Origin of the sequence: Pseudoalteromonas sp. S3785 (assembly GCF_005887365.1) — a bacterium.
Classification (GTDB): Bacteria; Pseudomonadota; Gammaproteobacteria; order Enterobacterales; family Alteromonadaceae; genus Pseudoalteromonas.
The window spans coordinates 1-18,687 of record NZ_PNCT01000066.1 but is presented as its reverse complement, the minus strand read 5'-3'; the positions used below and the strand labels follow the sequence as shown (position 1 = coordinate 18,687).

The 18,687-nt window shown below is 41.7% G+C and carries 18 protein-coding genes; 16 read left to right on the top strand and 2 right to left on the bottom strand.

Annotated features, from left to right (window positions below):
- A partial coding sequence (gene rne, locus CWC17_RS15785; protein ID WP_138613947.1) for a ribonuclease E occupies positions 1-2,788 on the bottom strand: 2,788 nt, incomplete at its 3' end.
- A 757-nt stretch (positions 2,789-3,545) separates the two neighbouring features.
- Here rne and rluC point away from each other — a divergent pair.
- Together rluC and CWC17_RS15775 are read left to right on the top strand one after the other, a co-directional pair.
- A complete protein-coding gene (gene rluC / locus CWC17_RS15780) occupies positions 3,546-4,505 on the top strand; it encodes a 23S rRNA pseudouridine(955/2504/2580) synthase RluC (protein ID WP_055018376.1) in 960 nt (319 codons plus the stop codon).
- Complete coding sequence (locus tag CWC17_RS15775; RefSeq protein ID WP_138613945.1) at positions 4,505-5,164, top strand: HAD-IA family hydrolase; 660 nt, start codon at positions 4,505-4,507, stop codon at positions 5,162-5,164. The genes rluC and CWC17_RS15775 overlap by 1 nt, the downstream gene beginning before the upstream one ends.
- Here CWC17_RS15775 and CWC17_RS15770 read toward each other — a convergent pair.
- A complete protein-coding gene (locus CWC17_RS15770) occupies positions 5,161-5,760 on the bottom strand; it encodes a Maf family protein (RefSeq protein ID WP_138542559.1) in 600 nt (199 codons plus the stop codon). The genes CWC17_RS15775 and CWC17_RS15770 overlap by 4 nt on opposite strands.
- Before the next feature lie 131 nt (positions 5,761-5,891).
- On the opposite strand from CWC17_RS15770, the gene yceD reads away from it, so the two are divergent.
- The 14 genes from yceD (at position 5,892) to CWC17_RS15700 (ending at position 17,993) form a co-directional block, all read left to right on the top strand.
- Entirely contained in the window at positions 5,892-6,416 is a 525-nt protein-coding gene (gene yceD, locus CWC17_RS15765) for a 23S rRNA accumulation protein YceD (protein WP_055015064.1), read from the top strand.
- Between the two features lie 10 nt (positions 6,417-6,426).
- A complete protein-coding gene (gene rpmF / locus CWC17_RS15760; RefSeq protein WP_004587686.1) occupies positions 6,427-6,597 on the top strand; it encodes a 50S ribosomal protein L32 in 171 nt (56 codons plus the stop codon).
- Between the two features lie 11 nt (positions 6,598-6,608).
- Positions 6,609-7,646: a phosphate acyltransferase PlsX gene (plsX, locus tag CWC17_RS15755; RefSeq protein ID WP_055015063.1), complete on the top strand. Its 1,038-nt coding sequence runs from the start codon at positions 6,609-6,611 to the stop codon at positions 7,644-7,646.
- Between the two features lie 53 nt (positions 7,647-7,699).
- Entirely contained in the window at positions 7,700-8,626 is a 927-nt protein-coding gene (fabD, locus tag CWC17_RS15750) for an ACP S-malonyltransferase (protein ID WP_138613943.1), read from the top strand.
- Positions 8,627-8,637: 11 nt separating this feature from the next.
- The gene (fabG, locus tag CWC17_RS15745; protein WP_055015061.1) at positions 8,638-9,384 is read left to right on the top strand and encodes a 3-oxoacyl-ACP reductase FabG; all 747 of its coding nucleotides are present in this window, start codon (positions 8,638-8,640) and stop codon (positions 9,382-9,384) included.
- A 250-nt stretch (positions 9,385-9,634) separates the two neighbouring features.
- Positions 9,635-9,871 (top strand): acyl carrier protein, encoded by a 237-nt coding sequence (acpP, locus tag CWC17_RS15740; RefSeq protein ID WP_004587690.1) that lies wholly within the window; start codon positions 9,635-9,637, stop codon positions 9,869-9,871.
- Between the two features lie 271 nt (positions 9,872-10,142).
- The gene (gene fabF, locus CWC17_RS15735; protein ID WP_055015060.1) at positions 10,143-11,381 is read left to right on the top strand and encodes a beta-ketoacyl-ACP synthase II; all 1,239 of its coding nucleotides are present in this window, start codon (positions 10,143-10,145) and stop codon (positions 11,379-11,381) included.
- Positions 11,382-11,454: 73 nt separating this feature from the next.
- Positions 11,455-12,258 carry an aminodeoxychorismate lyase gene (gene pabC / locus CWC17_RS15730; RefSeq protein WP_138613941.1) on the top strand — a complete coding sequence of 268 codons (804 nt, stop codon included), beginning with the start codon at positions 11,455-11,457 and terminating at the stop codon, positions 12,256-12,258.
- Positions 12,252-13,238: an endolytic transglycosylase MltG gene (mltG, locus tag CWC17_RS15725; protein ID WP_055018380.1), complete on the top strand. Its 987-nt coding sequence runs from the start codon at positions 12,252-12,254 to the stop codon at positions 13,236-13,238. The genes pabC and mltG overlap by 7 nt, the downstream gene beginning before the upstream one ends.
- Before the next feature lie 7 nt (positions 13,239-13,245).
- Entirely contained in the window at positions 13,246-13,872 is a 627-nt protein-coding gene (gene tmk / locus CWC17_RS15720; RefSeq protein WP_055015057.1) for a dTMP kinase, read from the top strand.
- 2 nt (positions 13,873-13,874) lie between these two features.
- On the top strand, positions 13,875-14,789 hold the full coding sequence (gene holB, locus CWC17_RS15715) for a DNA polymerase III subunit delta' (RefSeq protein WP_138613939.1): 915 nt from the start codon (positions 13,875-13,877) through the stop codon (positions 14,787-14,789).
- An 11-nt stretch (positions 14,790-14,800) separates the two neighbouring features.
- Positions 14,801-15,127 (top strand): PilZ domain-containing protein, encoded by a 327-nt coding sequence (locus CWC17_RS15710; RefSeq protein ID WP_055018382.1) that lies wholly within the window; start codon positions 14,801-14,803, stop codon positions 15,125-15,127.
- Between the two features lie 223 nt (positions 15,128-15,350).
- Entirely contained in the window at positions 15,351-16,130 is a 780-nt protein-coding gene (locus CWC17_RS15705; RefSeq protein ID WP_055015072.1) for a TatD family hydrolase, read from the top strand.
- Positions 16,131-16,133: 3 nt separating this feature from the next.
- On the top strand, positions 16,134-17,993 hold the full coding sequence (locus CWC17_RS15700) for an alkaline phosphatase D family protein (RefSeq protein WP_138613937.1): 1,860 nt from the start codon (positions 16,134-16,136) through the stop codon (positions 17,991-17,993).
- Positions 17,994-18,687 lie beyond the last annotated feature (694 nt).

Sequence of the window (18,687 nt, the reverse complement as noted above, 5' to 3'; positions counted from 1 at the left end):
TTGCTGGTTGCTCAGCTACTTTAGGTTCTGCTTTAACAGGTTCAGGTGCTGAAATAGGTTGCTCAGTAACAACAACGGGCTCTTCAGCTGTTTCAGGGTCAACCGTTTTCACTGCATCGTCATTGGCTGTTGGTTGCTCTGCTTTAGGGGCTGCTTCAACTTTAGCTAAGTCTTCTACAGCTAACGCTTGCTCAACATTTTCTGATGCATCGTTAGAGGTTGGTTGTTCAGCTTTTGCTTTAAGCTCTGCCTCGTACTCTGCTGCTGCTTGATCAGCGACAGGAACAAATGCAGGCGCTTCAGTGGTTCTCTCTTCATTTGCTTCATTTTGCTCAGGGCGGCGACGACGCTGACCCGAAGCTCGAAGGTGACGAGGAGAACGGCGTGAGCGCGTACGTGTTTGCCCTTGCTCATCTTCAGAGTGTGCTTCCTCAGATGGCACTGCAGCTACTGGCTTTGCTTCTAGCTCAGGTTGTGTTTTAGCCGTTTGCTCTTTTACAGGTGCAGGCTTTACTTGCTCTGATTTTTGCTCATTAGTAGCTTGCTTTTCTGCTGGCGCTTTCTCTTGCGCTTTAGGTTGCTCTACTTTTGGCGTTTCAGTGCTTTGCTGCGCTTGCTCAGGCGTATCAGATGCGTTTACTTGCTCAGTATTTTCATCTTGGATACGTACTTTCTTACGCACATTACGACGTTGACGACGAACTTTTGGCTTTTGCTCTTTAGGCTCAGCGTTTTGTTTAGTCTCAGCTTCATTCGCTTTAGCGTCTGTTTTAACTTGCTCTTTATCTGCATTACGATTGTCGTTATTACGGTTATCGTTACGCTTACGCGAGTTAGGGTTACGACGACGCTTGTTACGGTTCTCGTTTTTCTCTTGGCTTTCGTTCGCTGTAGAATCAGTTTTCACTTCTTCTTCACTAGGGCGTTCACCACGAGGTTTAGAGCGTGAGTTGTTACGACGACGTTGGTTGTTATTACGACGACGATTGTCACTGTTACCACGGCGATTGTTATTACGTGTTTGCTGTTGCTTTTCTTGCTCAGCTTTTTCTTTTGCTTGTTTTTCTTCTTCGCTTTCACTAGAGAATAACGACTTGAACCAATTACCAATAGCCGCGAGTAAACCACCTTCAACTTTAGGTACTGCAACAGGGGCTGCTGGCTTATCTACTTTAGCTTGTGGTGCAGGTGTTGAAGGCATAACAACACCTTTAAGCATAGGTTCTTCACGTACCGGCGCAGCTGCTGGTTTAGCCATTTCGAACGATTCAGGCTCTGGGGCAACAACTTGGTCGTAACTTACTGTTTCCAGTGTTTCGTCTTTACGTAAACGCATCACTTCGTAGTGTGGTGTTTCCATGTGTTGATTAGGAATAATTACCACATCACATTTGTGATGTTTTTCAATACGGTGAACGCTTCTGCGCTGCTCGTTTAATAAATAAGCGGCAACAGCTACAGGCACTTGGGCATTTACTTGTGCAGTGTTGTCTTTAATTGCTTCTTCTTCAATTAAACGCAAAATAGAAAGGGCGATTGACTCATTAGATCGAATCGTGCCTTGTCCGCTACAACGTGGGCACGGGCCTTGGCTTGCTTCACCAAGTGAAGGGCGCAAACGCTGACGCGACATTTCTAGTAAACCAAAGCGCGATATTTTGCCAATTTGTACACGCGCACGATCTGGGCGAGCCGCGTCTTTTAAACGGTTTTCTACTTCGCGTTGATGGCGAGGCGGTGTCATATCGATAAAGTCGATAACAATTAAACCACCTAAGTCGCGAAGACGTAATTGGCGGGCAATTTCATCAGCCGCTTCTAAATTAGTATTGAGTGCTGTTTCTTCAATATCACCGCCTTTAGTTGCCTTAGACGAGTTGATATCAATAGAGGTAAGCGCTTCTGTTGGGTCAATTACTATAGAACCACCTGAAGGCAAACGTACTTCACGTTGGAAAGCAGACTCAATTTGGCTTTCAATTTGGTAATGCGTAAACAATGGCGTGTCGCCTTGATATAGCTTTACACGGCTCATAAAGTCAGGGCGAAAACGCTCTATGTGCGCTTTAGCTTCTTCAAACACACGTGGTTTATCAATTAAGATTTCGCCAATGTCACGGCGTAAATAATCGCGAATAGCGCGGAAAATTACATTGCTTTCTTGGTGAATCAAAAACGGAGCTTTAGCACTATCGGCTGCTTGTTGAATAGCATCCCAATGGACTAAAAGCGCTTTTAAATCGTAGTTTAATTCTTCAAACGATTTGCCAACACCTGCGGTACGTACAATTAAGCCCATGCCTTTTGGTAGTTCTAAACGGCTAAGTGCTTCTTTAAGGTCTGTACGCTCATCACCTTCGATACGACGAGAAATACCGCCTGCACGAGGGTTATTAGGCATAAGCACTAAGTAACTACCCGCTACGCTGATAAAAGTAGTAAGGGCTGCGCCTTTTTGGCCGCGCTCTTCTTTATCTACTTGTACTATTACCTCTTGGCCTTCTTTAATCACGTCGCGAATGTTAGGGCGACCATGAAAAGTGTAACCTTGCGGGAAGTATGTGCGGGCAATTTCTTTTAAAGGAAGGAAACCATGACGATCGGCGCCGTAATCTACAAAAGCCGCTTCTAAAGAAGGTTCAATGCGTGTAATTTTGCCTTTATAAATATTGGCTTTTTTCTGTTCGTGACCTGGGCTTTCTATATCTAAATCATATAGGCGCTGGCCATCAACCAGTGCTACGCGCATTTCTTCTTGCTGCGTTGCATTGATTAGCATACGTTTCATATTGTTACTCTACTTATTTTGTGTCGCTGACATGACGAAACGTGTTCGCCTGTTCAGTTGTTCCCTTTTTTAGAATGTGCAGCCTCACGACTGGGTCTGTTACGGAACGCTCTGTAATATGTATGCAGTATTTTTTAAATGCTGGCTAACAATAACGTACGCTTACGTTATTAAATTCTTTATGGTGCTAAAACTGTTGGCTCTTACGCTCTTTACAAGTTTTACCCAGAAGTTGGCCTGTCATATCAATCTTTTTAGTACGTTTATATTAGGCGCGTAGGGCTCGTTAAGTTGCGTAAATACGATGAGTATTTTCTAAGTACTTACGAGCAAAGTTCGCTGCCGAATGTTAATAAACGCTTATTTGCTAGATTTTTAGTTCTAAATAAGCTGCTATACGGTACTACATGTGAGCAAATGCTGAACAACGTATTTACGTCGTCACTATCAAACAAATTATTTGTTCATTGCTTTTATTTTTACATTAAATGTCAATTCATGTTCAAACTTAATCAGTAATATATTACGCGCATTACTGTTAGTTGAGCGCACGTGTTAACTGAGTAGGCATAAAAGCTTTGGAAAACTTAACTCGGATCTGTATGATCGGCTACCCAGAATGTGCATCACGAATGTTTTAATGTGTTAAAAAGCACCGTTGTTATTTTGCAAATACTAAATATTTGCGCTGCTGATTATCCCACTATTATAACCGTGTTAGCAACTAAATTATTTTACTTAAATCAGTGATTAGGCAATGTCAGAAAAAACCGGCTTACAAGTAACTTTTGTCACAATCAACGAAGACCATTTAGGTCAGCGTATTGATAACTTTCTTATTACCCATTTAAAAGGGGTGCCTAAAAGCGCTGTTTATAAAATTTTACGCAAAGGCGAGGTACGCGTTAATAAAAAACGCATTAAGCCTGTTTATAAATTACAACTTAATGATGTCGTGCGTATTCCGCCAATTAAAGTAGCAGAACGCGAAGAGTTTGTGCCTAAAAAGCTAGATAAAGTAAAACAATTAGAAAGCGCTATTTTATTTGAAGACAAGTACCTAATTGTGATCAATAAACCCTCAGGTATGGCTGTACACGGTGGCAGCGGCCTAAGCTATGGATTAATAGAAGCGCTGCGCGTGTTACGCCCAGATGAGCGTAATTTAGAGCTCGTGCACAGACTTGATAGAGATACATCGGGCTGTTTATTAATTTCGAAGCGTCGCTCAGTGCTCACTGCGCTGCATGAGCAGCTGCGTGAAAAAACCATGGAAAAAAACTACTGGGCATTGGTAACAGGGCAGTGGGACTCATCGGTTAAAAATGTGACCGAAGGCCTGCGTAAAAACACGCTCAAGTCGGGCGAGCGCGTGGTGCGCGTAGATAATGTTGAGGGGAAACCTTCACATACCCGCTTTAGGGTACTTGAGCGTTTTAACGAGTGCTCACTAGTACAAGCTTCTCCTGTAACAGGGCGTACTCACCAAATACGTGTTCATACCCAGTGTAAAGGCCATCCTATTGCGTGCGATGATAAATACGGCGACCAAGGTTTTGATGAATCAATGCGTAAAATTGGTTTAAACCGCTTATTTTTACACGCTCACGATTTAAGCTTTTATCACCCTAAAAACGAAACCACTCTGCGTGTAGAAGCACCGCTTGATAACGCACTTAAAAATTGTATTTTAAAATTAAGAGATGCTAAAGCGTAATGACCGCCGCTGTGTTTAAAAAGTATAAACTGGTTATTTTTGATTGGGATGGCACTGTAATGGACTCAATTAGCAAAATTGTTAATTGTATTCGTCACAGTGCACTTGCGCTTAATATTGAACCGCCAAGCGACACTGCAATTAAAAATATAATTGGTATGTCGCTTGAACTTGCCATTGAGGTACTTTTTCCTGATGACGTAGCGCAGCATTCTGCATTAATTAACGGCTATAAACAACAATACCGTGTTGATACTACCCCAACACCTGTATTTGATAATGTGGAAAATGTACTAAGTACATTAAAAGCGCAAGGTGTTATTTTAGCGATTGCCACCGGTAAAGGGCGCGCGGGGCTTGAGCGCTTGCTTGATGAAAGCCAGCTGCGCGTATTTTTTAGTGCAAGCCGTACCAGCTGCGAAGCGCAGTCTAAGCCATCTCCCGACATGCTTTACCAACTTTTAGATGAGTTGGGGGTTAATGTAGATGATGCTCTTATGATTGGCGATACAAAAATAGACATGGTAATGGCAAAAGCAGCGGGCATGGATAGGATAGGTGTGACCATGGGGGTTCATAGCGCGGAGCAATTAAACGAATTTACCCCTGTTGCAACCGTTGATAGTTACCAACAGTTGCAACGTATTTTAGTTGGTTAATTTTTTGGCTGCTCGGCAAGTATATCAAGATTAAACTCAGCTAATAGCTGGCTGAGTTTAATTAGTGGCAAGCCTATTAAACTATTTGGATCGTCCCCGTTTAACTTTTCAAATAAACAAATGCCTAATCCCTCACTTTTAAAGCTCCCGGCGCAGTTATAAGGTTGCTCTGCATCGCAGTAGGCGTCTATTTGCGCTTTGGTGAGTGTTCTAAATACCACTTCAAAAGGCTCTATTAACGTTTTTGCTTTATCGCTAGCAATATCGTAAACACACAGGCCGGTTAAAAACGTAACGGTTTGACCGCTAAATAGCGCAAGCTGTTTTAAGGCGTTTTCTTTATTATGAGGTTTACCAAGAATTTGCCCGTTAAACACAGCTACTTGGTCAGAGCCGATAGCTAAACCTTGGTCAAAGTGATTGCAGGCTGCTCGTGCTTTACCTTCGCTTAAGCGCATTACGAGTTGCTCAGGGGTTTCGTTTGGTAAGGCGGTTTCGTCAATATTTGGCGAAAAAGTACTAAAGGGCAGATTAAATTTTTGCAATAAAGACTGCCTAAATGGCGAGCTTGAGGCTAATATAAGCGGGTGCTTCATGAATTATTATCCTAATTAAAATTAGTTTGAGTTAGGATAAATCAGATCCGTAATGAAAACACGTGAAAAACCATGTAAAAATGCTTTTTTGCTTTGACTAACCTATTAACTATCTATATGATGCAGCCCCTATGCAAAAGGTAAAAATTCCCATCACTCTTCATCCTGGGAAAGCAGCGCAACACCGTTTATCTTACGATGGTATTGTACCGCTTGAAAAACTTGCTCGTTTACGAGGTGTTGTACAGGAAGAAGTAGGTGAAATAGCGGTAAAAATTCAGTGCAAAACTGATGAGCAAGGTTTAGTTGTGATTAGCGGCAATTTGTCCACGCACGTAACTGTAACTTGTCAACGTTGTAATGATGATTTAGGGTTGGATTTGGATCAAGACTTTATGTATTCGCCAGTTGGTTTGGATGCTGAGTCAGATGATCTTCCTGAAGTCTACGATGAAGTAGAACTTGATGAAAACGGCGAAATTAACGTATTTGAGTTAATCGAAGACGAGCTAATTTTAGCAGTGCCATTAGTGCCTACACACAACGAAGCTTCGTGCAATTACTCGTCAAAGCCTGCTAGCTTTGGTGTGTTAAAAGCGGAAGATGATAAACCAAATCCATTTGATATTTTGAAACAACTTAAGAAAGATTCTTAGGAGAAGACTAATGGCTGTACAAAAAAGCAAAAAGTCTCGTGCAAGACGCGGCATGCGCCGTTCACACGATGCGATCAACGGTCCAACTTTAACAGTTGACCAAACTTCAGGTGAGACTCATCGTCGTCACCACGTAACTGCTGACGGTTACTACAAAGGCGTTCAAGTAATTTCTAACTAAGAGATTGCTTTATGCTGACTAATCTAACCATAGCGTTAGATATGATGGGGGGCGATTATGGCCCCCGTTCATCTATCCCCGCTGCCGTTTGCGCAGTAAATGCTCATGCCAATTTAACGCTTATTTTGTGCGGCAACGAGCAAGTTATTACAAATCAATTAGAATCCCTCGATTCACTTTCACACCCACGTTTAATTATTCGCCATTGCAGTGAAGTTGTTACTAATGCTTGCGAACCCGCTTTAGCTGTGCGTTCTAAAAAAGATTCTTCAATGCGTGTTGCCCTTGATTTAGTTAAATCGGGTGAGGCGCAAGCTTGTGTAAGCTCAGGTAACACGGGTGCTCTATTTTTTATGGCTCACTATGTATTAAAAATGTTGCCAGGTGTTAAACGCCCCGCATTAATATCTGCTGTGCCCACAGAGCGAAAAACCCCAGTGTATTTGCTTGATTTAGGCGCAAATGTGCATTGTGATGCAGAAATACTTTATCAATTTGGCATTATGGGGTCGGTGGTTGCTGGTCAAGCACTTGGCTGTGATAGCCCAAAAGTGAGTTTGCTTAATATTGGCTCAGAAGACATAAAAGGTCACGAAGACATAAAGCAAGCCGCACAACTTATGCAACAAAGCCCTTATATTAATTACACCGGTTACAGCGAGGGCAGTGATATATTTTCGGGGAAGGCCGATGTTATTGTTTGTGAGGGGTTTGTAGGTAACGTTGCGTTAAAAACCTGCGAAGGCATTGCTAAGCTAATTATGAAAAAGTTTACAAGCGCCCTCGAAAAGCACTTAATTTACAAATGCATGGCGTTTATTTTAAGTCCTATCATAAAAAAACTCTATAATCGGGTGAACCCCGACCAGTATAACGGTGCTTCTCTGGTAGGATTGCGCGGTATTGTCGTTAAAAGCCATGGAAATGCATCAGCAAAAGCATTTCAAGCAGCAATCGATGAAGCGGTAAAAGAAGTTGAACGCCAACTTCCAGATAAAATAGCCGCTATTTTCGAAAAAACACATTCTAAAAACTCGGCGGCCGAATAAACGTTAGGTGCCGTAGTTACATTAAATTTTTGTTTAATTAAAAAGAGCAAAGTATGGCACAAAAAATTGCACTTCTATTTCCAGGTCAGGGCTCACAAAGCGTTGGCATGTTAAGCGAGCTACTAGAGAGCTCTGACATTGTAAAATCAACCTTTAGTGAAGCGTCAAGCGCACTTGGCTACGATTTAGCAGCGCTGGTACTAAATGGCCCAGAAGAAGAACTCAATCAAACTCATCGCACTCAACCTGCATTATTAACAGCCAGTGTGGCAATTTACCGCCATTGGTTAGCTCAAAACCCTGATGCCGATGTTGTTATGGCTGGTCACAGTTTAGGCGAATACTCTGCACTGGTGTGTAGTGATGTTATTAGCTTAAATGAAGCGGTAAAACTGGTTGAAAACCGTGGCTTATACATGCAAGAAGCTGTGCCAGCAGGCGTAGGGTCTATGGCCGCTATTATTGGTTTAGGTGATGAAGAAATAAAAGCCGCGTGTGAAGAGTCTGCACAAGGTGAGGTAGTTTCACCGGTAAACTATAATTCACCAGGCCAAGTGGTTATTGCAGGTCATAAAGCTGCGGTAGATAGAGCCTCACAAGCGTGTAAAGACGCCGGCGCAAAACGTGCCTTACCACTGAGCGTAAGCGTGCCTTCACATTGTGAATTAATGAAGCCAGCGGCTGAAAAACTAGCTAACGATTTAGCGGCTTTAACATTTAATACACCTAAGTGTGATGTAATTAATAATGTTGATGTGAAAGCTGAAAATTCAGCCGATGCCATTAAAGATGCATTGGTGCGCCAACTATACAGCCCAGTACGTTGGACAGAAACAGTGCAAGCTTTAGTTGCTCAAGGCATAACACAAAGCTACGAATTTGGCCCAGGTAAAGTTTTAACTGGCCTTGCAAAACGAATTGATAAAGCAATGGTATGTGGTGCAGTAAATGATGCTGCCTCTATCGACGCTGCAAAATAAGAGAATATAAAATGACTAATTTATTTTCATTAGAGGGCAAAGTTGTCCTAATTACTGGCGCAAGCCGTGGTATTGGTAAAGCAATTGCAAATACCTTAGTAGCACAAGGCGCAAAAGTAGCAGGTACTGCAACAAGTGACTCAGGCGCAGCTAAAATTAGCGAATATTTAGGTGATAATGGTAAGGGTTATGCTTTAAACGTAACCGATCCTGCATCGATTGAGGCGACTTTGGCTGCAATAAAAGCGGATTTGGGAGATGTTGATGTGCTTGTAAATAACGCGGGTATCACCCGTGATAATTTATTAATGCGCATGAAAGACGGCGAGTGGGACGATATTATCGATACCAACCTAAGCTCTATTTTTCGTTTATCTAAAGCGGTATTACGCCCAATGATGAAGAAAAAGAACGGCCGTATTATTAATATTGGCTCAGTTGTGGGCACTATGGGTAATGCAGGTCAAGCTAACTATGCGGCGGCAAAAGCAGGTGTTATTGGTTTTTCTAAATCGCTTGCTCGTGAAGTTGCATCACGCGGTATTACTGTAAATGTAGTAGCTCCTGGTTTTATTCAAACCGATATGACCGATGAGCTAACAGAAGATCAAAAAGCGGCCACCCTTGCTAATGTACCAGCAGGTCGACTAGGCCAGCCTGATGAAATAGCAGCGGCAGTGTGTTATTTAGCATCTGACGCGGCTGCGTATGTATCGGGCGAAACTTTGCATGTAAATGGCGCGATGTACATGGTTTAAAAACCATTGCCTGTACTTTGAAAGCAAAATAACTTAAGTAAGTGACCTCAAAAACATTGAATTTTTTGTGATCTTGCTTTAAACATACTTGAAATCGCTGTGAAAATAAGCGATAAAAGACCTAACAAACACTCAGAGGTTTGACCAGACAATTATTTATGGTCAAATCATTGAATCAGAGAATTATGCGGCGTAAACTACGCCGCAATCTGAAAATAACGCATTGGCGTTTTTAATAAAGGAAAGAAGAATGAGCGATATCCAAGAACGCGTAAAAAAAATTATCATCGAACAACTAGGTGTTAAAGAAGAAGAAGTTAAAAACGAAGCTTCTTTCGTAGATGACCTAGGTGCAGATTCTCTTGATACTGTTGAACTAGTTATGGCTCTAGAAGAAGAGTTTGATACTGAGATCCCAGATGAAGAAGCTGAAAAGATCACTACAGTACAATCTGCAATCGATTACGTATCAGCTCACGCTGAGTAATTAATCGCATATTAAAGGCAGCATTCGCTGCCTTTAATCTATATATCCAAACCACCTCAAAGTTCATGATTCAAATTCACCCGCTTTTACTCTCTACTACATTTATGTGTAATAGCATATCCTTACTTGAATTTGAGACTCGCACTTTGAGGTCGCTTGGGTATGAATTCCCTTTGTAATGCCAATAGATTTAAACTTAGTAAGACAAACGGCTTACTAAATAACAATACATTAATCGATTGGTTTAAATATCCCTTATTGGAGGCAAACCGTGGCTAAACGTCGAGTCGTCGTAACTGGCTTAGGAATGTTGACGCCGCTAGGTAATGATGTGCAATCAACCTGGCAAGGCTTATTAGATGGTAAAAGTGGTATACAAAATATAACCCACTTTGACACATCAAAATTTGGTACTAAATTCGCTGGACTCATCAATGACTTTGATGCAACTGCATACATGTCGGCGAAAGATACTAAAAAAATGGACTTATTTATTCAGTATGGCATTGCAGCGGGTGTTCAAGCCTTACAAGATTCAGGTCTTGAAGTAACTGAACAAAACGCAACACGTATTGGTGTAGCTGTAGGTTCGGGTATTGGTGGACTTACCCTCATTGAAGAAAACCACATAAAACTGCTTAACAGTGGCCCACGTAAGCTTTCGCCATTTTATGTGCCATCAACCATTATTAATATGATCTCAGGCCATTTATCTATGATGCATGGTTTACGTGGTCCTAATATTTCTATTGTCACGGCATGTACTACAGGTCTTCATAACATTGGACATGCAGCGCGTATGATTGCGTACGGCGATGCAGATGCCATGGTTGCCGGCGGTGCAGAAAAAGCCTGTACGCCAATTGGTATGGGTGGCTTTAATGCTGCACGCGCGCTTTCTACACGCAACGATGACCCACAAGCGGCATCTCGCCCGTGGGATAAAGATCGCGATGGTTTTGTATTATCTGATGGTGCAGGCGTGGTAGTAGTTGAAGAATACGAACACGCTAAAGCCCGTGGCGCTAAGATATACGCTGAACTTGTTGGTTTTGGTATGAGTGGTGATGCATACCACATGACCTCGCCACCGGAAGACGGTGCAGGCGCTGCACTTGCAATGCAAAATGCACTAAACGATGCACAAGTAAATGCAGAGCAAGTAGGTTACATTAACGCACACGGTACATCGACTAACGCAGGCGACAAAGCCGAAACGCAAGCCGTTAAAACTATTTTTGGCAGTGCAGCTAAAGATGTGATGGTTGGCTCGTCTAAGTCGATGATGGGTCACTTATTAGGTGCAGCGGGTTCAGTAGAGTCTATTATTTCTATTTTATCGCTGGCCGATCAAAAAGTATCGCCAACCATTAACCTTGATAACCCAGATGAAGGCTGTGACCTAGATTACATAGCCCACACTGCACGTGATGCGAAACTCGACTTTGCATTGTGTAACTCATTTGGTTTTGGCGGGACTAATGGCTCGTTGCTATTTAAAAAGGTATAATCTTTTTTAACAACGAACCACATTATAAGAGCTCAGTTGTTTAACTGGGCTTTTTTTATGCAAGCCATTTAATATGCAAACAATAATAACAACCGATGATGCAAGTGCGATTAATACGCGCGATAGAGGCCTTAACTACGGGGATGGCTTTTTTACCACTGCCAAAGTAAGTGCAGGGCACGTAGAGCATTGGCAATACCATAAAGCACGTTTGATAGAATGCGCCGAGCGTTTAGCGTTTCCTGCCATTAATTTTACTGAGCTTGAGCAGCATATTAAAACAGCCATTACTGGCTGCAAATTAAATGTCCTTAAAGTAGTTGTTACCCGCGGAGAAGGTGGGCGAGGTTATGGATTACCACAACACACCCATTTAACCATTTTAATTACAGTATCAGCGTTTCCACAAAACTACTCAGCATTAGTTAAAAGCGGGGTAAGTTTAGCTTTAAGCCCAATTAAATTAGCATCTCAGCCATTACTTGCAGGCTTAAAAACGCTTAACCGTTTAGAGCAAGTGCTTATTAAAAATGCCATGGCATCTCAACGGTGCGACGATGTTTTAGTGCTCGATCATCAAAACAATGTCATTGAAGCGTCAGCCGCTAATGTGTTTGCAATTGGCAATAATACACTCTACACACCTAGCCTTGAGCAATGCGGTATAAAGGGGGTTTATCTGCAATCGTTATGTGATAAATTAGCGGTTGAATTTAAGCACGTTAGCCTAAATGAGCTAACCCAAGCACGCGCTGTATTTATATGTAATAGTTTAATGGGTGCAGTGCCTGTTAACCGTATTGAGCAACACCCCTTTAATGTTGAGCAAAGCATGCGTTTATTAAATGAATTACTAGCCAAGGAGGCTAAGTGTTAAAAGTTATTTTATCGGTATTATTGTTAGCTTTAGTGACAACGCTAGTAGGGTATCAACAATTACAAGCAACAATAACAAGCCCGCTAAATATAGCTACCCCTGTGCAATTTGAAGTAAAAAAAGGTATGGGCTTTAACCAACTTTGTAAGCAATGGGAGGCTAATAATTGGTTAAAAAGTTGCTGGCGTTACCAAGTGATTGCAAAGCTGGACCCAACGCTAACCGATTTAAAAGCAGGTTTATACCAACTAACTAATACAAGTGTTATAAATAACATAAAAAAAATAAACAACGGTGAACAAATTAGCTTTAGCTTTACCATTATTGAAGGGCAAAACTTACGGGAAGTATTAGCTGCCATTAATAGCGCGCCGCACTTAACTAATAACTTAAATACAGAGCAACTTTCGCAGCAAATAGTAGGCGAAAAAGGCCATTTAGAAGGGTGGTTATTTCCAGATACGTACCATTACCACAGCGGTGATACGGCCAGTAGTTTACTAAAGCGAGCAGCCGTTAAAATGCAGCAAACACTTGAGCAAGCATGGCCAAAGCGCGCCAAAAATCTACCCTATAAAAACGCATATGATGCGCTAATTATGGCCTCTATTATTGAAAAAGAAACCGGCCTTGCCAGTGAGCGCCCGCTAATAGCCGCTGTATTTATAAATAGATTAAACGCCAATATGCGCCTTCAAACAGACCCAACCGTAATATACGGCCTAGGAGCGGATTTTGACGGCGACATTAAGCGAAAAGATTTACGCGATTACACACCCTATAACACATATCGCATTAACGGGCTGCCGCCTACACCCATTGCCATGCCCTCAAAAGCCGCTATTTTAGCAGCGCTTAACCCACCGCAATCAGAGTATGTTTACTTTGTGGCTAAGGGCGATGGCAGTCATCAATTTTCAACCACGTTAAAGCAACACAACGCGGCAGTTAAAACGTATATATTAAATAAAACGAATTAAACCTTATATGAAACCAAAATTTATTGTTATTGAAGGCCTTGAAGGTGCGGGCAAATCAACGGCTATTTCGTTATGCCAAGACTTTTTAAACAAAAAACAAATAGACTTTATTAACGTGCGCGAGCCTGGAGGCACGCCGCTTGCGGAGTCTTTACGAACGCTTGTAAAAGCAGAGCACAAAGAAGACATAGCCTTTGAAACCGAATTACTCATTATGTACGCAGCGCGCTCGCAGCTTATGCACAATGTAATTAACCCAGCACTTAATAACGGGCAGTGGGTATTAGCCGATCGCCACGATTTGTCATCTCAGGCCTACCAAGGAGGCGGGCGCGGCATTAGCGCTAATACCTTATCGTCTTTGTCGTCTATGGTATTAAAAGGGTTAAAACCTGACTTAACCATTTACCTAGATATAGACCCAGTAATCGGTCTTGAGCGTGCTAAAGGCCGAGGTGAGCTTGATAGGATAGAGCAAGAAGCCATAGAGTTTTTTCAGCGTACGCGTATGCGTTATGTTGAGCTGGCAAATGACGATAGCTCAATAAAAACGGTTGATGCCAATCAAAGTATTGATAAAGTACATCGCGATATTACCAATGTACTACGCACTTTTTTTGAAGGGTTAAAATAGTAATGGCATTGCCGTGGCTTAATAGCGTAGAGCAACAGCTCGCGCAAAGTTACAAAGCACAGCGTTTTCATCATGCGCAGCTATTATGCGGGCCTATTGGAGTGGGAAAGTTTGAGCTAAGCGAACAATTAGCAAATAGTTTGTTATGCCAAAATATTAATACTCACATGCAGCGCGAAAACAGCACGCTTAGCCCGTGCGGTCAATGTAAAAGTTGTGCTTTAACGCATGCCGGAAACCACCCAGACAAACGCTTAACGCAAGTTGAGGGGCAAAGCATTGGTGTAGACGATATTCGCGCGATAAGCGATTTTATGAACCACTCTGCTGCGCAAAACGGGAATAAAGTAGTCATTATAGAAAACTGCGAAAAAATGACCACGGCTGCGGCAAACGCATTACTAAAAACGCTAGAAGAGCCCAGCAATAGTCGCTTTTTAATTTTAACAACAAGCAATACCTCGCAGTTACCCGCCACTATTTTAAGCCGCTGCGCCAAAACAGACATTAAAGTAACTAACCCCAATGAAGCCAAAAGCTGGTTAGCCAACTTAAATATAGATGATCATGTGTGGTTACCTTTATTTTATACGCAACCACTGTTAATTAAACAGTGGCAAGCGCAAGATCAACTGCAACACATTGATACTTTATATAAATTTGCAACTGGGTTTAAACAAAGCCATAATTTTACTCCGCTTGTTAATATAATAAATAAACAACCTGAGCTAGTACGCATTTTTACATTATTTTTAAGCGAGCAATTAAAACAGCAGCTTATAAAAGGTTTAAGTTTTGACGCGTACCAAAGTGCGCAGCAAGCGGTGAATGAATTTTTACAAAATAGCACAGAGGTACTCGGGCTTAATTTACCTCTAGCAGTGTCGCGTTTAGCGCATGCCCTGCGTCACATTTAATAGGAATACTTATGCAAGAGCTTTTAGTTGATGTAGACAACCTTGACGAACTTTACCGCTGCTACATGCCATATTTAAAACAAGGGGGCCTTTTTGTGCGTACCAACATGCGCTACGAAATTGGCTACTCGTTAGCACTAAGAGTGACGTTACCAGATGCGCTAGAAGATGACGTTGTAACGGGTAAAGTTGCATGGATAACGCCTCAAGGCGCACAAAGCTCTAACCCACCCGGTATAGGGATTAGCTTTTTAGATGACAAAACAAATCTAAACGCTAAAATCGAAAAGCTATTAGGCACTATGTTAAACTCTGGTAACCCAACATATACCATGTAGCTTAATGGGCTATTTTGCTCGTTAAATCGTAATACCAATGTGCTTAATTAAGTAATTTTTTTTGGGTAATAAAATCGGTGCAATAACAAACTAAAAATTTCGGTATTTAGTCGTTCTAAGTCAGAAGTTTTTAACCTATTAGCGCCAGTTTTAACCTCTAAAATTGATTAACTCTTATTGTGGATTGGTAAAACTTAACACCCAAAACAATACAGGCCGTATAGTGATTGTAGATTCTCATTGCCATTTAGATCGTCTTGATTTTGACAAACTAGATTTAAACTTAGATCAAGTACTCGACAACGCCCGCGCAAAGCAAGTAGAGCATTTTTTATGTGTGAGTGTAACGCTTGATCAATTCCCGAGCATGCTCGACAAAATTAAACACTACGATGATGTATCGGCCTCGTGTGGCGTGCACCCGCTCGATCAAAAAGATGCCCTAAATAAACAGCAGCTTATTGATTTAGCATCGCATGAAAAAGTGGTCGCAATAGGCGAAACAGGCCTAGATTACTATTATTCGAAAGACACGCACGCAGTGCAACAGGCAAGCTTTGTTGGCCATATTGAAGTAGCAAACGAGTTACAAAAGCCGCTTATTATTCATACCCGCGACGCCCGAGCCGATACGATTAACTTAATGCGTGAGCACAAAGCAGAAAATTGCGGTGGTGTACTGCATTGTTTTACCGAAGATTGGGATATGGCTAAAAAAGCCATCGACATGGGCTTTTATATTTCTATTTCGGGCATTGTTACCTTTAAAAATGCCGTAGAGCTTAAAGAAGTAGTAAAGCAAATCCCACTCGATCGATTACTTATTGAGACTGATTCGCCGTATTTGGCACCTGTGCCGTACCGTGGTAAAACAAACCAGCCGGCGTATGTAGAAGATGTTGCCTACTACATTAGCGAGCTAAAAGGCATAAGCTTTAACGAGCTTGCAAAAGCCACCACAGATAACTTTTATTCACTTTTTAAATTAGCAGCAAAAGGCTAACACATGACTACGCAATCGGCGCAACTCCCGCTTTTATTAATGGGGCCCATGGTGCGCCGAGCTGAGCAACGTAGTATATGTATTCAATTTGCGACGTCACGCCCAGGCAATTGCCAAATTACACTCTTACACCATCAAAGCTACAGCGAGCAGCAAAGCATTGCATTAGGTAAACACCTTTACCTGCATTTTATTACTATAAAACCCGTTGATAACCCGTTTCCGCTCGATACTTTATTAGCCTATACTCTGCATATTAACGAGCAGCAAATTGATTTAGCACCCTGGTGTTTTAAAGGGCAAGCAGCGCCTTCGTTTGTTATTGCTAATAAGCTAACCCATATTTTACATGGCTCGTGCCGTAACGCGCATCATCCTGCAAAAGACAGCTTAGTATCTGCAAGCGAGTGGCAAAATACACAACGTAGTAATAATCAGCAAGGCGCACAGCTTTTATTACTTAGTGGCGATCAAGTGTACGCCGATGATGTAGCCGGTCCTATGCTATTGGCAATTCATCAGCTAATAGATGTATTAGGACTTTATAAAGAGCAGCCGCTTGCGCTTAACTTACCAGCAGATATAAACGATCAGCTTTTTAACCGCCACCATTACTTACCTAAAACGCCATGGCAAAAACGTTCAAAATTGGGTGTAGGGTATTGGCTAAAAAAAGACGAGCCTCATTTTTCTAGCGTAAAAGCGCATAATCATTTAATTCACTTTGAAGAATTTGTTGCGTTGTACTTGCTTAACTTTAGCGCTGCCGCATGGCAATGCGTTAATATTAATAATATGCATTACACGCAAGGTAATGAAAAAAACACCGCCATTTTTAACGCCGAAAAAACGGCATTAATAGACTACGCAAAAGGCTTAAATAGCGTAGAGCGTTTATTTGCCAATGTATCTACCTTAATGATGTTTGACGATCACGATGTTACCGATGACTGGAACCTAACGGCAGGGTGGGAGCAAGCAATAAATCAAAACCCAAACAGTAAACGCATAATTAATAACGGGCTAATAAGTTATTGGCTGTTTCAAGGGCTGGGTAACGACGCGCTGCATAAAACCGGAGCATTAATAAACGGTTTTAAACAAAGCCGAAGCGCTAATCATAGTTGGCAGTTTAAAGCCTTTGATAAACCGCTTAATGAGTTTAATTATTGGCATTATGAGCTTAACACCACACCAAAAGTGGTCGTGCTCGATACCCGAACACACCGCTGGCGTAACGAAAGTAACTTTAACGAACCCTCAGGCTTACTTGACTGGGAGCGCTTAACAGAGCTTGAAGAGGGCCTACTGAGCCACAGCAAAGTAATTATTGTATCGCCAGCGCCGGTATTTGGCGTTAAATCAATTGAGGCAATTCAAGCGGCGTTTAATATGTGCGGCCAACCGCTTATGGTAGACGTAGAAAACTGGATGGCACACGAAGGCTCCGCCAAAAAGCTGCTTGATACATTTAGGCGCACAGACACACCCAACGAAACGCTTATTTTATCGGGCGATGTGCATTATTCATTTTGTTTTTCGGTGCAAAAGCGTTTTGGTGACCACCCAAATAGAATATGGCAACTCACCGCCAGCGGTATTAAAAACGAATTTCCGCGTAAGCTCATTAACGTACTCGATAAGCTCGACTCAATATTATACGGCCCCAAAAGCCCGCTTAACTTTTTTACCAAACGCTGGCACATGGAAGTAGATAAACACCAAACCGTAGGTGAAGGCCAAAAGTACCTAGTAAGTGACTCAGCCATTAGTTTAATTACTTTAGAGCAGGGCGACTTAGCCCGATACCAACTAATCCACGGCGACGGCCACATCACAGAATTCGACTTAGAACATAAATAAAATATGGAATTTTTACAGTAGGCGTAGTGCTTGTTCACGTTAAAAGCTAAAAGATCATTCCACAAAGAGAAGTAAATGAGAACGCATTAGGACAGTAATGATGGTTTATTACTTAATCACTAGATCACTTCTCTAAAGCGGAGCGCCTCATAACCTCTTTGTGAATAATTAACTAAGCCTAATTGTACAAAGAGAAGAAAATGAGGAGCAAATGAGAAGAGCCAAATACATCAAGTAGTGTTTTATTTAATCACTAAATCGCTTCTCTAAAGCGGAGCGCCTCATAACCTCTTTGTGAATTATTAACTAAGCCTAATTGCACAAAGAGAAGCGAAAGAGGAGTAAATGAGAAGGTTAAAATATAAAAACAGGTTTTTAATCAATTTTTAGAACCCCTCTAAAGCGCAGCGTCTCCAAGCCTCTTTGTGAACAACTTTACTTTAGGTGTTTTATTTTGAAAATGTAAAAGCGTTGTTTTAAATGCCAGTAAGCTACGAAACTTCTTATTAAAAGATTATTTGCACAAAGAGAAGAAAATGAGGAGTAAATGAGAAGGTCAAAATATAAAAACAGGTTTTTACTCAATTTTTAGAACCCCTCTAAAGCGCAGCGTCTCCAAGCCTCTTTGTGAGTAATGTTTAAAAATTAGTCTTTTGAGAGTGAAGCTAAATAGAGAAACTCTCAAATGAATGAT